General features: G+C 65.6%; 15 protein-coding genes. 1 reads left to right on the top strand and 14 read right to left on the bottom strand.

All coding sequences use genetic code 11. The annotated features are described in order from the left end of the window. Positions 1 to 243: 243 nt before the first annotated feature. Positions 244 to 1,518, bottom strand: coding sequence for a UDP-N-acetylglucosamine 1-carboxyvinyltransferase (murA, locus tag HGB39_RS34130; RefSeq protein ID WP_005571044.1), 1,275 nt, complete (start codon positions 1,516 to 1,518; stop codon positions 244 to 246). Between the two features lie 54 nt (positions 1,519 to 1,572). Here murA and HGB39_RS34125 point away from each other — a divergent pair, with 54 nt between their 5' ends. After that, positions 1,573 to 2,148, top strand: coding sequence for a cob(I)yrinic acid a,c-diamide adenosyltransferase (locus HGB39_RS34125; protein WP_005571046.1), 576 nt, complete (start codon positions 1,573 to 1,575; stop codon positions 2,146 to 2,148). Here HGB39_RS34125 and HGB39_RS34120 read toward each other — a convergent pair whose 3' ends face one another. From HGB39_RS34120 to prmC, 13 genes are all read right to left on the bottom strand, one after another. After that, on the bottom strand, positions 2,149 to 2,571 hold the full coding sequence (locus tag HGB39_RS34120; RefSeq protein WP_005571048.1) for a DUF2550 domain-containing protein: 423 nt from the start codon (positions 2,569 to 2,571) through the stop codon (positions 2,149 to 2,151). Between the two features lie 48 nt (positions 2,572 to 2,619). After that, the gene (locus HGB39_RS34115) at positions 2,620 to 2,988 is read right to left on the bottom strand and encodes a F0F1 ATP synthase subunit epsilon (RefSeq protein WP_005252961.1); all 369 of its coding nucleotides are present in this window, start codon (positions 2,986 to 2,988) and stop codon (positions 2,620 to 2,622) included. A gap of 6 nt (positions 2,989 to 2,994) precedes the next feature. Beyond that, on the bottom strand, positions 2,995 to 4,446 hold the full coding sequence (atpD, locus tag HGB39_RS34110; protein ID WP_005252960.1) for a F0F1 ATP synthase subunit beta: 1,452 nt from the start codon (positions 4,444 to 4,446) through the stop codon (positions 2,995 to 2,997). A 3-nt stretch (positions 4,447 to 4,449) separates the two neighbouring features. Continuing rightward, entirely contained in the window at positions 4,450 to 5,430 is a 981-nt protein-coding gene (locus HGB39_RS34105; RefSeq protein ID WP_005264500.1) for a F0F1 ATP synthase subunit gamma, read from the bottom strand. Between the two features lie 48 nt (positions 5,431 to 5,478). Further along, positions 5,479 to 7,122, bottom strand: a complete 1,644-nt coding sequence (gene atpA, locus HGB39_RS34100; RefSeq protein ID WP_005264497.1) for a F0F1 ATP synthase subunit alpha — start codon at positions 7,120 to 7,122, stop codon at positions 5,479 to 5,481. 62 nt (positions 7,123 to 7,184) lie between these two features. Then, positions 7,185 to 8,012 (bottom strand): F0F1 ATP synthase subunit delta, encoded by an 828-nt coding sequence (locus HGB39_RS34095; RefSeq protein ID WP_054248286.1) that lies wholly within the window; start codon positions 8,010 to 8,012, stop codon positions 7,185 to 7,187. A 5-nt stretch (positions 8,013 to 8,017) separates the two neighbouring features. Beyond that, on the bottom strand, positions 8,018 to 8,578 hold the full coding sequence (locus tag HGB39_RS34090) for a F0F1 ATP synthase subunit B (protein ID WP_005264494.1): 561 nt from the start codon (positions 8,576 to 8,578) through the stop codon (positions 8,018 to 8,020). Between the two features lie 7 nt (positions 8,579 to 8,585). Further along, the gene (locus tag HGB39_RS34085; RefSeq protein WP_005252955.1) at positions 8,586 to 8,831 is read right to left on the bottom strand and encodes an ATP synthase F0 subunit C; all 246 of its coding nucleotides are present in this window, start codon (positions 8,829 to 8,831) and stop codon (positions 8,586 to 8,588) included. Positions 8,832 to 8,917: 86 nt separating this feature from the next. Continuing rightward, positions 8,918 to 9,700: a F0F1 ATP synthase subunit A gene (gene atpB / locus HGB39_RS34080; protein ID WP_005264492.1), complete on the bottom strand. Its 783-nt coding sequence runs from the start codon at positions 9,698 to 9,700 to the stop codon at positions 8,918 to 8,920. A gap of 327 nt (positions 9,701 to 10,027) precedes the next feature. After that, positions 10,028 to 10,501 carry a Cg1360 family ATP-synthase-associated protein gene (locus HGB39_RS34075; RefSeq protein WP_005571052.1) on the bottom strand — a complete coding sequence of 158 codons (474 nt, stop codon included), beginning with the start codon at positions 10,499 to 10,501 and terminating at the stop codon, positions 10,028 to 10,030. 38 nt (positions 10,502 to 10,539) lie between these two features. Then, the gene (locus HGB39_RS34070; RefSeq protein ID WP_005252952.1) at positions 10,540 to 11,721 is read right to left on the bottom strand and encodes a glycosyltransferase family 4 protein; all 1,182 of its coding nucleotides are present in this window, start codon (positions 11,719 to 11,721) and stop codon (positions 10,540 to 10,542) included. Continuing rightward, on the bottom strand, positions 11,718 to 12,374 hold the full coding sequence (locus HGB39_RS34065) for an L-threonylcarbamoyladenylate synthase (protein ID WP_005571058.1): 657 nt from the start codon (positions 12,372 to 12,374) through the stop codon (positions 11,718 to 11,720). Before HGB39_RS34065 ends, HGB39_RS34070 begins: the two co-directional genes overlap by 4 nt. Next, a complete protein-coding gene (gene prmC / locus HGB39_RS34060; RefSeq protein ID WP_005571059.1) occupies positions 12,371 to 13,300 on the bottom strand; it encodes a peptide chain release factor N(5)-glutamine methyltransferase in 930 nt (309 codons plus the stop codon). Before prmC ends, HGB39_RS34065 begins: the two co-directional genes overlap by 4 nt. Positions 13,301 to 13,340: the final 40 nt, after the last annotated feature.

The following is a 13,340-nucleotide window of genomic DNA, read 5'->3' as shown; positions in this document are numbered from 1 at the left end:
CACCACCGTACACGACGGTGAACTTCCGATTTACCAGGCGCCTGCGTCCAACCTCGTGTCCCCCGCCTTCCGGCCGGGGTCGGTGTCCGTGTCGCTCTGACCTGGAATAAGTTACGCGAAGGGAAACTGCTTGCCAAATCGCCAGGTCACGGTGTTCGTCGATTCAGATTCTGCTGGTCAGAGCCGGTGCGCCGGAACCGATCCGGCGTTCTGCCGCTCACCCGGGCCGCTGTGACGCCGGACTCACCGCTCAGAGCCTGGATCTGCGTCCACCCTTTCGATCCGGCCACCGAGTTCCTGGAGGATCTCGACGAATCGGGGGTAGCCCCGGTCGATGTGGAAGACGTCGTGCACTTCAGTCACCCCGTCGGCGACGAGCCCCGCCAGCACCAGGCCGGCGCCTGCCCGGATGTCCGAGGACCACACCGGCGCACTCGACAGCTGCGCGATTCCCCGGATCACAGCGTGATGACCGTCCGTCCGCGCATCGGCACCCAGCCGGATCATCTCCTCGACGAAACGGAACCGCGCCTCGAAGACGTTCTCCGTGATCATCGACGTTCCCTCCGCGACCGCGGCGAGACCGATGGCCATCGGCTGGAGGTCGGTGGGGAAACCCGGATACGGCAGGGTCGCGAAGTTGACGGCCGTAGGCCGTGCTTCCTGGACCACCCGGAATCCGTCGGCCTCGGCCGTGACGTCGGCTCCGGCGACCCGCAGCTTGTCGAGCACCAGGCCGAGATGCTTCGGGTTGACTCCGCGAACGCGCACGTCGCCACGGGTCATCGACGCGGCAATCCCCCACGTCGCTGCGACGATCCGATCCCCGATGACCCGGTGCGTGGTGGGCTCGAGTTTGGGGACGCCCTGGATCGTCAGCGTGGACGTGCCGGCACCCCGGATCTTCGCGCCCATCTGGATCAGCATGTTGCACAGGTCGACGATCTCGGGTTCGCGCGCCGCGTTGTCGATCACCGTCTCGCCCTTGGCGAGTACGGCGGCCATCAAGATGTTCTCGGTCGCCCCCACCGAGGGGAACGCGAGCCGGATGTTCGCACCGTGCAGGTCGTCGGCCTGCGCAACCACGCAGCCGTGCTCGATCGTGCTGTGAGCGCCCAGCAACCGCAGCCCCGACTGGTGCATGTCGAGGGGCCGCGAACCGATGGCATCACCACCCGGTAGCGCGACCACCGCGCGACGGCATCGCGCGACCAGCGGTCCGAGCACACACACCGACGCGCGGAACTGACGTACCGCCGCGAAATCGGCGTGGTGTTTGGGCTCGGCGGGTGTGGTGATCCGGACGATGGAATCGTCGAGGTCCACCTCGCAGCCGAGGCCGCGCAGGACGTCGGCCATCAAGGGGACATCCAGGATGTCCGGGCAGTTGGTGACAGTTGTTGTGCCCTCAGCCAACAGCGCTGCCGCCATCAGCTTGAGAACGCTGTTCTTCGCGCCCCCGACAGACACTTCACCTACGAGGCGGTTACCGCCGGTGACAAGGAAGCGTTCGCTCACAGAACACAGCCTAGAGCCAGGGATGCCGACCCCGGAGGCCGGTACCGTAACGCTATGGCCGTACACCTCACCAAGATCTATACCCGGACCGGCGACGACGGGACCACCGGACTCAGCGATTTCTCCCGTGTGTCGAAGAACGATCCGCGGCTGATCGCCTATGCCGACTGCGACGAGGCGAACGCTTCGATCGGGGTCGCGGTGGCATTGGGCGACCCGCCCGAGGAGATCCGGTCGATCCTGCGGCAGATCCAGAACGACCTGTTCGACGCCGGCGCCGACCTCTCCACCCCGCTGGAGGCCGAACCGAAGTACCCGCCACTGCGGATCTCCGACGAGTACATCGACCGTCTCGAGGGCTGGTGCGACGAACTGAACGAACGCCTGGCGCCGCTGAACTCCTTCATTCTCCCCGGCGGCACGGCACTGGGAGCTCTGCTGCACGTGGCGAGGACCGTGACCCGGCGGGCCGAACGGTCTGCGTGGGCGGCCGTCGACGCGAACCCGGAGACCACCCACGCACTCCCCGCGAAATACCTCAACCGGCTGTCGGATCTGCTGTTCATCGTCAGCAGGCTCGCGAACCCCGAAGGCGACGTGCTCTGGAAGCCCGGGGCCGGAAAGGCCTGATCAGAGTCGGCGACCGCGAACCGATCGGCCGGACGGCCGTGATTCGACCCAGGACAGGAACGCGGTCAACGCTCCCCCGTCCAATGCGATCTCGTACGAGCTACCGCGGTCCTTGACCGACAGGATGATGATTTCCTCGGACATGATGTCGAATTCGGAGCCCTCCGGGCTGCGACGACCTGCGACTTCGATGCCCTGGCGGTCGATGCGCGAATCAGGGCCGGGACGCAAACTCGACAGTTTGAAGAAGACGAGGGAACCCTCGCCGTAGCGGATGACGCCGTGGCGCCACCCGGTGTCCCCCGGGGCAGGCGTCACCCGGAGGATCGCCGCGGTGCCACCGCGGCGCAGTACTGCAAGCCGATACAAAAAGACCGCGACGAAGGCCGCGAGCAGCACAACCAGAATGATCAACACAGTCATTCCGATTGTCACTGTTCGTCGGCTCCGTCGCGGTCTTTCTCGTGCAGCCTAAGCGCGCTCTACAGCGCGGATCCGACCCTTGGCGACAGCAATCGCCTCGAGATCGTCTCCGCTCTCTGCGAGCACGGCCTTGGCCGCTTCCACATCGATGTCCTCGGCCAAGTCGGCTGACTCGGCGAGGATCGTGACTGTCTTCGCGGTCACGGACAGGAACCCGCCGTGCACAGCAGCGACGATACGCTCACCGTCGGCCGTCGTGATCGCAACCACTCCGGCCTCGACCAGCTGTCCGAGAACCGGCTCATGCCCAGGCATGACGCCGATCTCGCCCTCGGTCGTCTGTGCGCTGACGAGAGTCGCCGAACCAGACCACAACCGTCGCTCCACAGCGACGAGTTCCACGGTCATCTCAGCCATCGTCGACTACTTCCCGGCGATCTTCTTGGCTGCAGCCTCGACGTCGTCGAGTCCACCACAGCTGTTGAACGCCTGCTCGGGCAGGTGATCGAACTCGCCCTTGCAGATGCGGTCGAACGCCTCGATGGTGTCGCGGAGCGGCACCACGGAGCCGGGCTCACCGGTGAACTTCTCGGCGACGATGAAGTTCTGGCCGAGGAACTTCTGCAGACGGCGGGCACGGCCGACGAGGACCTTGTCCTCTTCCTGCAGCTCGTCCATACCGAGGATGGCGATGATGTCCTGCAGTTCCTTGTACTTCTGCAGGATGCGCTTGACCTCGTTGGCGACCCGGAAGTGCTCGGCACCGACGATGCCGGGCTCCAGGATGCGGGAGGTGGAGGTCAGCGGGTCCACAGCGGGGTAGATACCCATCTGCGAGATCGGACGCGACAGCTCGGTGGTGGCATCGAGGTGCGCGAACGTCGTGGCCGGCGCCGGGTCGGTGTAGTCGTCGGCGGGCACGTAGATCGCCTGCAGCGAGGTGATGGAGCGACCACGCGTCGAGGTGATGCGCTCCTGCAGCTCACCCATCTCGTCAGCCAGGGTCGGCTGGTAACCCACGGCCGAAGGCATACGACCGAGCAGGGTCGACACCTCGGAACCGGCCTGGGTGAAACGGAAGATGTTGTCGATGAACAGCAGCACGTCCTGGCCCTGGACATCGCGGAAGTACTCCGCCATGGTCAGCGCGGACAGAGCGACGCGCATACGCGTTCCCGGCGGCTCGTCCATCTGGCCGAAGACGAGGGCCGTGTCCTGGAGGACGCCCATCTCTTCCATCTCGAGGTGAAGGTCGGTGCCCTCACGGGTGCGCTCACCGACGCCTGCGAACACCGAGGTTCCGGAGAACTCGCGGGCGATACGGGTGATCATTTCCTGGATCAGAACGGTCTTGCCGACACCGGCACCACCGAACAGACCGATCTTTCCACCCTTGACGTACGGGGTGAGGAGGTCGATGACCTTGATGCCGGTCTCGAGGATCTCCGTCTTGCCCTCGAGCTGGTCGAAGGCCGGTGGCTTGCGGTGGATGCCCCACTGCTCGCCGTCGCGACCCGTTCCGGGAGCGTCGAGGCAGTCACCCAGTGCGTTGAACACGTGGCCCTTGACGACGTCACCGACGGGAACCGAGATCGGCTTGCCCGTGTCGGACACCGAGGTGCCGCGGATCAGGCCGTCGGTCGGCTGCATCGAGACGGTGCGCACCAGGTTGTCGCCGAGGTGCTGTGCGACCTCGAGGGTCAGCGTCTTGGCGACCGAGGGGAGCGTGATCTCGGCGTGCAGGGCGTTGAACAGTTCAGGAATAGCGCCACGCGGGAATTCAACGTCCACGACGGGACCGATGACCCGCACGACGCGGCCGGCGACGGACGAACCCGAGCCTGCCCCGTTGTTTTCGGTTACTGCTGCGGTCATTGCTTAGTCACTTCCTGCGCTCGAGGCAAGCGCATTCGCGCCGCCGACGATCTCGCTGATTTCCTGGGTGATCTGGGCCTGGCGAGCCTGGTTTGCCTGACGGCTCAACGTGTTCACCAGTTCGTTTGCGTTGTCCGTCGCCGCCTTCATGGCGGTACGACGGGCAGCCGACTCCGACGCCGCAGCATCCAGCAGCGAGGAGTAGATGCGGGTGCTGATGTACTTCGGCAGCAGGGCACCGAGCAACTTGTCGGGTTCCGGCTCGAAGTTGTATCCGGCGACCGGTTCCGAGTTGCTGGATCCGTGACCGTTGGACAGCATGTCTTCGCCGAGTTCGACGCGCTCCTCGGAGACCATCACCTCGAGGGGAGCCATCCGGCGAACCTCGGGAGACTGGGTCAGCATCGACACGAAACGGGTGTACACGATGTGCAGCTCGTCGACGCCTTCGATGGTGCCCTCGCCGTTCGGCGCGGGGACCTCCGAGCCGGATCCGGCCATGAACAGGTCGACCAGGTGCCGACTCGCCTTGGCAGCGTCGGAGTAGCCCGGATCCTGGGAGAACCCGGTCCACGCACCTCCCAAGTCGCGGCCACGGAACGTGTAGTACCCCAGGCCCTTGGATCCGAGCACGTAGATGACCGGATCCTTGCCCTCGCTGCGCAGCAGCTGGAACAGCTCCTCGGCCTCCTTGAGGACGTTGGAGTTGTAACCGCCGCACATACCGCGGTCGCTGGTGACGACCAGAACCGCGGCCCGCTTGGGATCGGTGCGCTCGTTGAGCAACGGGTGGTCCAGCGAAGCCGACGCGCTCGCCAGCTCCGACAGAACCTTCGTGATCTCTTCGGCGTACGGCTTCGCCGCGGCAACGCGCGACTGTGCCTTCGTGATGCGCGACGTCGCGATCAGTTCCTGGGCCTTGGTGATCTTCTTGGTCGAGTTGACCGACTTGATGCGAGACCTCAGTTCGAGAATGCTTGCCATCGATCGATCACTCTCCCTTCATGTTTCGCAGCATCATGGGCAGGCCGCTCACTTGCTGACGGTGGTGCGCTTGACGTTGATCTGCTCGTGGCCGACCTCGCCGGCGTCCAGAGCTTCGGCCTCGGCCTCGTTCACGACCCGGCTTCCGTCGGACGCGATGAAGGTTTCCTTGAACTTGTCGGTGGCCTCGACCAGCGCCTTGGCGTTGTCGGCGTCGAGGGCCTTGCCGCCCTTGATGCTCTCGTACACGCCGGAGGCGGTGCGGTGCAGCTCGTCGAGCAGCTCGGCCTCGAAGCGGCGGACGTCGCCGACCGGCACGCTGTCGAAGACACCTTCGCCGGCGAGGTAGATCGACACGATCTGGTCCTCGACGGGGATCGGGCTGTACTGATCCTGCTTGAGCAGCTCCACCAGGCGGGCACCACGCTCGAGCTGTGCCTTCGAGGCGGCGTCCAGGTCGGAGGCGAAGGCGGAGAACGCCTCGAGCTCACGGAACTGAGCCAGCTCCAGACGCAGCGAACCGGAGACCTTCTTCATGCCCTTGGTCTGCGCGGCGCCACCGACTCGGGACACCGAGATGCCGACGTTGATGGCGGGACGGACACCCTTGTTGAACAGGTCCGACTCGAGGAACACCTGACCGTCGGTGATGGAGATGACGTTGGTCGGGATGTAGGCCGAGACGTCGTTGGCCTTGGTCTCGATGATCGGCAGCGCGGTCAGCGAGCCTCCACCCAGGGCGTCGGACAGCTTGGCCGAACGCTCCAGCAGGCGGGAGTGCAGGTAGAAGACGTCACCGGGGTATGCCTCACGTCCCGGCGGGCGACGCAGCAGCAGCGAGATGGCGCGATACGCCTCGGCCTGCTTGGTCAGGTCGTCGAACACGACCAGGACGTGCTTGCCCTGGTACATCCAGTGCTGGCCGATGGCGGAGCCGGTGTAGGGCGCGAGCCACTTGAAACCGGCGGAGTCGGAGGCCGGGGCGGCGACGATGGTGGTGTACTCCATCGCGCCCTGCTCCTCGAGGGCAGCCTTGACGCCCGCGATGGTGGAGCCCTTCTGGCCGATCGCGACGTAGATGCAGCGAACCTGCTGCTTCTCGTCGCCGGTCTCCCAGTTGGCCTTCTGGTTCAGGATCGCGTCGATGCAGACGGCGGTCTTGCCCGTCTTACGGTCGCCGATGACGAGCTGACGCTGTCCGCGGCCGATCGGGGTCATCGCGTCGATGGCCTTGATGCCGGTCTGCAGCGGCTCCTCGACGGGCTGACGCTCGAGCACCGAGGCAGCCTGCAGTTCGAGGGCGCGGGTCTCGTTGCTCTCGATCTCGCCCAGGCCGTCGATCGGCTGGCCGAGCGGGTTGATGACGCGGCCGAGGAAGGCGTCGCCGACGGGTACCGACAGCACGTCGCCGGTCCGCTTGACTTCCTGGCCTTCCTGGATGTGCTCGTAATCGCCCAGGATGACGGCACCGATCTCGGTGGCATCCAGGTTGAGCGCGACACCCAGAATTCCGCCGGGGAACTCCAGCAGTTCGTTGGCCATCGCCGAAGGCAGGCCACTGACGTGCGCGATGCCGTCGCTGGTGTCGGTCACAAGGCCGACCTCTTCGCGGGAGGCCTCCGGGGAGTAGCTCGCGGTGTAGTTCTCGATCGCACTACGGATCTCGTCGGAGGAGATCGTCAGCTCCGCCATGTTTTTCCTGCTCTCGGTGTCTGGTCTTCGAAAAGATCTGGGGTATGGGGTTCGGTTGCGGACTACTTGAGGGACTTCCGCAGCGCTGCGAGACGTCCCGCGCCACTGCCGTCGATCACCTCGTCGCCCACCCGGACGACCAAGCCGCTGAGGAGTTCAGGATCGACCTCCACGTGAACCGTCACCGGCTTCCCGTAGGTACGGGTGAGGGTGGCGGTCAGCCGATCCGACTGCTCACTGGACAGCGGAGCAGAGCTGCGCACCTTGGCGACAACCGCTTCCCGCTGTGCTGCTGCCAGATTCGACAGTTCGTCGAAGGCGTCCGCGGGTGCGGAGTTCTTCAACCGGCCCACTGCCTGGGTCGCCAGCGCCTCGGCGACAGCGGTGACCTTGCCGTACAGCAGCTTGGAGAGCAGTTCACGCTTCCTCTTCGCCGGCACGGAACGGTCGGACAGTGCCTGCTCGAGCTTCGGGTCACCGGCAACGATGCGGCCGAGGCGGAAGAGCTCGTCCTCGACAGCGTCGAGCTGTCCCTGATCGGCCGCTGCCTTCAGCAGCGATTCCCGACCGACGAGCACCAGCGAGTTGAGCAGGTCGGAGGTGACGGACCAGTCCTGGCCCACCGCCGCCTTCAGGACGGCGAGGGTCTCGGCCGAGACCTTGCCACCGAATACCTGCTCGGCCAGACCTTCGCGAACGTTCCCGGGCGTCGAGGTGTCCGACAGGGCACTCCGGAGAGTGCGCTGCTCGTCCAGGATCTCGACGACCGAGAACAGCTCGGCCCCGATCTGGGCCGCGGCCGCTGTGGCTGCTCCGGCAGAGACGGATCCCAAGGCCGAAGACAACGCAGCACGGGTCTGCGTCAAGGCCTCACGGCTCGCTGCGTACATGGTGCTCACTTCCCTGCTGCGGAATTTGCGCCGATGGTGTCGAGCTCGTTCAGGAAGCGATCGACCGTGCCGGCCCGCTTGACGTCGTCGGCGAGGGACTCACCGATGACCTTCTCAGCGAGGTCGACCGCGGTGCGGCCGAGATCGGCGCGCAGTTCGGCGACGATCTGCTGACGCTGGGCAACCAACTGGCTGTTGCCGGCGGCCACGATGCGGTCGCTTTCTTCCTGAGCCTGTGCCTTCATTTCGGCGATGATCTGCTGCCCCTGGGTGCGCGCGTCCTCACGGATCTGCGCAGCCTCGGTGCGAGCTTCGGCGAGCTGGGCGCGGTACTGCTCGAGCGCCGCCTTCGCTTCGGCCTGGGCCTCTTCGGCCCGCTTGATGCCGCCGTCGATCTGCTCGGTTCGCTCGGCAAGGACCTTCTGGAACATCGGAAGGACGTATTTCCAGAAGACGAAACCAACGATGACCAGGCAGACGATCGACCAAACGATGTCATACGTCGCGGGGAGGAGAGGGTTGTGACTCTCTTCCTCTGCCGCGAGCAATGCGATGTTGGCTGCCATGACGGTCTTAGAAAATGAAGCCGGCGACGAGGCCGATCAGCGCGAGGGCTTCGGTGAAGGCGATACCGAGGAACATCGTGGTACGAACCTGTCCGGCCATCTCGGGCTGGCGAACCATTCCCTCGATCGCCTTACCGACGACGATGCCCACGCCGATGCCGGGGCCGATCGCGGCGAGACCGTAGCCGATGGCTCCGAAGCCCGTCGAGTTGGTTTCCTGGACAGCTTCCTGAGCGAGGTAGGCGAGGCTCATGGTGTTCCGTTCCCTTTCTGTTGACCTCCGCCGGATTCGGCGGGAGGCTCAGTTCTTGGTGTAGCTGGTCGTGAAAACTTGTGGTGCTAGTGCGAATCCGCGTGCAGCGCCAGATCGATGTACACCGATGTGAGCAGCGCGAAGACGTAGGCCTGCAGGAAGATCACCAGCAGTTCGAAGAAGGTGAATGCAATGCCGGCGGCAAGCGAGGCCACACCGAACACGGCCTGGAAGCCACCGGAGACGAAGAAGAAGTACTGGGTGGCGCTGAAGAACAGCACCAGCAGGATGTGGCCGGCCAGCATGTTGGCCATGAGACGAACCATGAGGGTGAACGGCCGGAGGACGAACGTCGAGATGAACTCGATCGGCACGAGCAGGAAGTGGAGCGGAAGCGGAACACCGGGGACCACGATGCTGCTCTTCACGTACTTGAAGAAGCCGTACTTCTTGATGCCGACGTAGTTGAACACGATGTACGCCAGGGCGGCGAGCACCAGCGGCATGCCGATTCGTGCGTTCGGCGAGATATTGATGAAGGGGATGATGCTGCCGAGGTTGCTGGCGAGCACCAGGAAGAAGATGGTGGTGATGACCGGCAGGAAGCGCTTGCCCTGCTCCTTGCCGAGAATCTCTTCCGCGATGTTGATCCGGACGAAGTCGAGCGCGATCTCACCGATGTTCTGGACACCGCGCGGAATGATCTTCGGGCTGCGCATCGCGATGACGAAGAAGAGCATCATCAGTCCGGACAGCAGGATGCGAACCAGCATCAGGCGGTCGAGTTCGAACGGAGTCCCTTCGAACAGGACCGCGGGCGGGAAGAAGTCGTTCAGGGAAGGCGCGTGGAATTCTTCTCCAGCAGCCACGTTGATGACGCTCAGCGTTCTCTCCCGTAGTCGGTCCGCAGCCTTCGTTGACTGCGGTTCGATCGGACATTGACGATCAAACAAGTCGACAAGCTCGACTCGCGTATTCGTCAGCTGCTGCGGACTGTTCGAGTCCAGCGTCTGTCGGTGTCGGCGACTCTCGTCGACTCGGCGGCCCTGAAAGTGCGGCCACCTACAAGCATGCAATACCGGCGAGTAACTTACTCGCACTCTCATTGCTCTCGCTTGACCCAGACCTTAGCAAGTCATCTACGACGTTGTGTAGACGGGGTCCGGGTCGATTCAATTTTACTACATCTCGTAGTACTACTTATCGTCCGATTCCGGCGATCCGGCGTCGTCCGACGGCGTGGGCTCGACGTACGGCGCCTTGGTTCCCAGCACTCCGAACGTCTCCGCCCCCAGCACGATCACCAGCGACAGCACCATGACCAGCACCAATGCCGTCTTGTCGTAGAAGTCGAGCGGTTTGAGGATCGCCAGGACCGTGATCGCGAGGATCATCTTCAACAACCACGTACCGAGCAGTACCGCTCCCGCCGTCAAGGCCGGAAGTTTCGCGGTGAACAGCACACCCAGTGCGGTGCACAGGATGAACCCTCCCCCGACTGCCGCACCGAGAAGAGCGCCGTACAGACCGGGCTTGCCCGCGACGAGAAACGCGATGATCGAACCGACCACTGCCAGCGCGATCAGACCGAGAACTCCGTAGCGGACGGCAGCCCGCAACGATGCGGTGTGATCAGGGGCGGAGGCGGGGGTGAACGTCACGGTCGCCAAGGGTAGTGGATCTTCGCCGGTCCGCCGCAACCCTCCGGTCAGCCGCGACGGTCGTGCTGCTGTCCGCGAATCGACGGGACGGCCGTGACGACCAGCGCGAAGACGAGGCCTCCCGCAACCAGGAGGACGACGACGCGACGGTCGAACAGGGCCGATCCGACCGCGCCGAACGCCAGGACACCGACCCACAAGTAGATGAGCAGCACGACGCGACGGTGCGAGTGCCCGATCTGCAGGAGCCGGTGGTGGAGGTGCATCTTGTCGGGACTGAACGGGCTCACCCCCGCACGGGTACGCCGGACCACGGCGAGCAGCAGGTCGAGGATCGGGATGAACATGACGGCACCGACGAGGAGCAGCGGAGAGAGAAGTCCGAGCAGGTCGCGGGTGCCGTATGCGGTCAGCGGGATGCGGCCGGACGCGCTGGTGGAGATGGCCGCGAGCATCAGGCCGATCAGCATGGAGCCGGAGTCGCCCATGAAGATCTTGGCGGGCTGGAAGTTGTGCGGCAGGAATCCGAGACACGCACCCGCCAGCGCCGCGGCGATCAGCGCGGGCGGATACGCGCTGACGTCGCCGCCCTGATCGTGCAGAAGCCCCACCGAGAACACGCAGATCGCGAGCGAGGAGATCAGACCGAGGCCCGCCGCGAGACCGTCGAGGCCGTCGACGAAGTTCATGGCGTTCACCATCACGACCGCGACACCCACCGTGACGAGACCGGCCTGGAGCTGGTCGAGGATGACGGTGCTGCCGTCCCCGAACGGCATATAGATGATGAACCAGCTCACCCCCATCACGACGAGGATCCCCGCCGCGGTGACCTGGCCGACGAACTTGGTGAGCGCGTCCAGGCCCCACCGGTCGTCGACCACCCCCACCAGCACGATCACGAACCCCGAGACCAGGGCCGCGGGAATGTCGGAGGTGAACTCGAATCCCCTGGTCAGGGCGGGTAGCTGCTGCGCGAACAACAACGCGACGAGCATGCCGAGATACATGCCGACCCCGCCGAGGCGGGGCGTCGGAGTGACATGGACGTCGCGGTCCCGCGGCACCGCCACCGCCCCGAACCGGAGCGCGAACAGCCGCACGGCCCCGGTGGCCAGGTAGGTGACCACCGCAGCGGTGAAGAGGACGAGCAGGAGTTCACGCAGCGGGACACCCGCGCCCCCACCTGCTTGGGCCAGCGCCACGCCGGCCGATTCGGCAGCACTCACTGGGCGGACAGGCTCTTCGCCGTCACTCCGAGCACGTCGGCGACATCGCCGGTGGGCACGGCACCTTCACGCAGGATCCGGGGGGTCGCGCCGGTGAGGTCGACGATCGTCGATGCCTGCCCCTGCTCGGCCCGACCACCGTCGAGGTACACGCTCGCCGATCCGCCGAGTTGCTCGCGCGCCTCCTCGACCGTCGTCGCGGGCGGCTGCCCGGAGACGTTCGCGCTCGACACCGCCAGCGGTCCGACTTCACGCAACAGTTCGAGGGCGACGGGGTGCAGCGGCATGCGCAGCATGACCGTGCCCCGGGTGTCGCCGAGATCCCACGCCAGCGAAGGCGCTTGTTCCACAACGAGACTCAGCCCGCCCGGCCAGAACGCCCGGATGAGGTCGCGCGTCTGCGGGCGGACGCTGTACACCAGGCCGTCGATCGTGTTCCACGAGCCGACGAGCACGGGAACCGGCATGTCGCGTCCGCGACCCTTGGCCCGCAGGAGGGCGGCGACAGCCTCGCTGTCGAATGCGTCCGCGCCGATTCCGTACAGCGTGTCCGTGGGGAGCACGACGAGCCGCCCGGCCTTCAGCGCATTCTTGGCCGCACTCATTCCGGCGGAGCGTGAATCGGGAAGGCCACAGTCGTAAACGGTACTCACCCGCCCATTCTTTCACCCTCGGCGACGGCCCCTGCACGCTGCGCCTCGATATCCGTTGCGACGCGCCGGGCGACCACGAAGCGCGGCTTGCCGGCGAGGTCCGGGTGCTCCGCGACCTCGCCGAACACCCGGCGGGACGCGAACAGTGCCGCCACGTCGGACCCGTTGGAGTCGTCGTGCTCGATGCCGACCGCTCCCCCGATCCGCAACCAGCGCGCGACGTTCGAGATCATCGGCTTGATGACCGACAGACCGTCCGGTCCGGCGAACAGCGCGCTGTGCGGATCGTGGTCGGCCACCTCGGGTTCGAGCTCGACACCTTCCGGGATGTACGGCGGGTTCGCCACGATCAGGTCGACGCCGCCTTCGAGCCCGGCCAGCAACGTCCGATCGGTCACGTCGCCCTGATACAACCGGATCGGTGCGTCACCTGCCTGTTCGCGGGCATCGGCGTTGCGCCGGGCCCACGCGAGAGCGTGCGGTTCGAGTTCGACGGCGTGCACGACGGCGTCGGGGCGGGCATTGGCGATCGCGAGCGCGAGCGCGCCCGACCCGGTGCACAGGTCGAGGACCACCGGCGGATGCTGATCGCAGCTTCCGAGGAACGCGAGCGCCCAGCCGAGCAGCAGTTCCGTCTCGGGACGCGGCACGAAGACCCCGGGGCCGACCTCGATGTCGATGTCCCCCATCGCGGCGGTACCGAGGATGTACTGCAACGGAATCCGCTTGGCGCGCTGGTCGACCATCTTCTTGTAGGCGTCGATCACCGACTCGTCGACCAGCGGGACGAGGCCGAGCCGGGTCCGCTCCACCCCCAGCAGGTGGGCCGCGAGCAGTTCGGCATCCGCACGGGAGCTACGCACCCCGGCCTCGTCGAGTTGCGCGGTTGCGTCGATCAGGGCCAGGCGAAGAGGAAGGCGACTCACAGGTACAGACTGCCACGCGGCTCGCCGTCCGGTGGCGCGG

It is taken from the genome of Rhodococcus opacus (genome assembly GCF_012396235.1).
Lineage (GTDB): Bacteria > Actinomycetota > Actinomycetes > Mycobacteriales > Mycobacteriaceae > Rhodococcus_F > Rhodococcus_F opacus.
The sequence above is the reverse complement of the archived record's forward strand: the minus strand, read 5'-3'. Positions and strand labels throughout refer to the sequence as shown.

Excerpts from the sequence above, each read along its gene's own strand:
- HGB39_RS34105 (WP_005264500.1), bottom strand. The coding sequence starts at position 5,430 with ATGGCAAGCATTCTCGAACTGAGGTCTCGCATCAAGTCGGTCAACTCG.
- HGB39_RS34095 (WP_054248286.1), bottom strand. The coding sequence starts at position 8,012 with ATGTACGCAGCGAGCCGTGAGGCCTTGACGCAGACCCGTGCTGCGTTG.
- HGB39_RS34090 (WP_005264494.1), bottom strand. The coding sequence starts at position 8,578 with ATGGCAGCCAACATCGCATTGCTCGCGGCAGAGGAAGAGAGTCACAAC.
- HGB39_RS34120 (WP_005571048.1), bottom strand. The coding sequence starts at position 2,571 with ATGACTGTGTTGATCATTCTGGTTGTGCTGCTCGCGGCCTTCGTCGCG.
- HGB39_RS34115 (WP_005252961.1), bottom strand. The coding sequence starts at position 2,988 with ATGGCTGAGATGACCGTGGAACTCGTCGCTGTGGAGCGACGGTTGTGG.
- atpA (WP_005264497.1), bottom strand. The coding sequence starts at position 7,122 with ATGGCGGAGCTGACGATCTCCTCCGACGAGATCCGTAGTGCGATCGAG.
- HGB39_RS34125 (WP_005571046.1), top strand. The coding sequence starts at position 1,573 with ATGGCCGTACACCTCACCAAGATCTATACCCGGACCGGCGACGACGGG.
- HGB39_RS34085 (WP_005252955.1), bottom strand. The coding sequence starts at position 8,831 with ATGAGCCTCGCCTACCTCGCTCAGGAAGCTGTCCAGGAAACCAACTCG.
- atpD (WP_005252960.1), bottom strand. The coding sequence starts at position 4,446 with ATGACCGCAGCAGTAACCGAAAACAACGGGGCAGGCTCGGGTTCGTCC.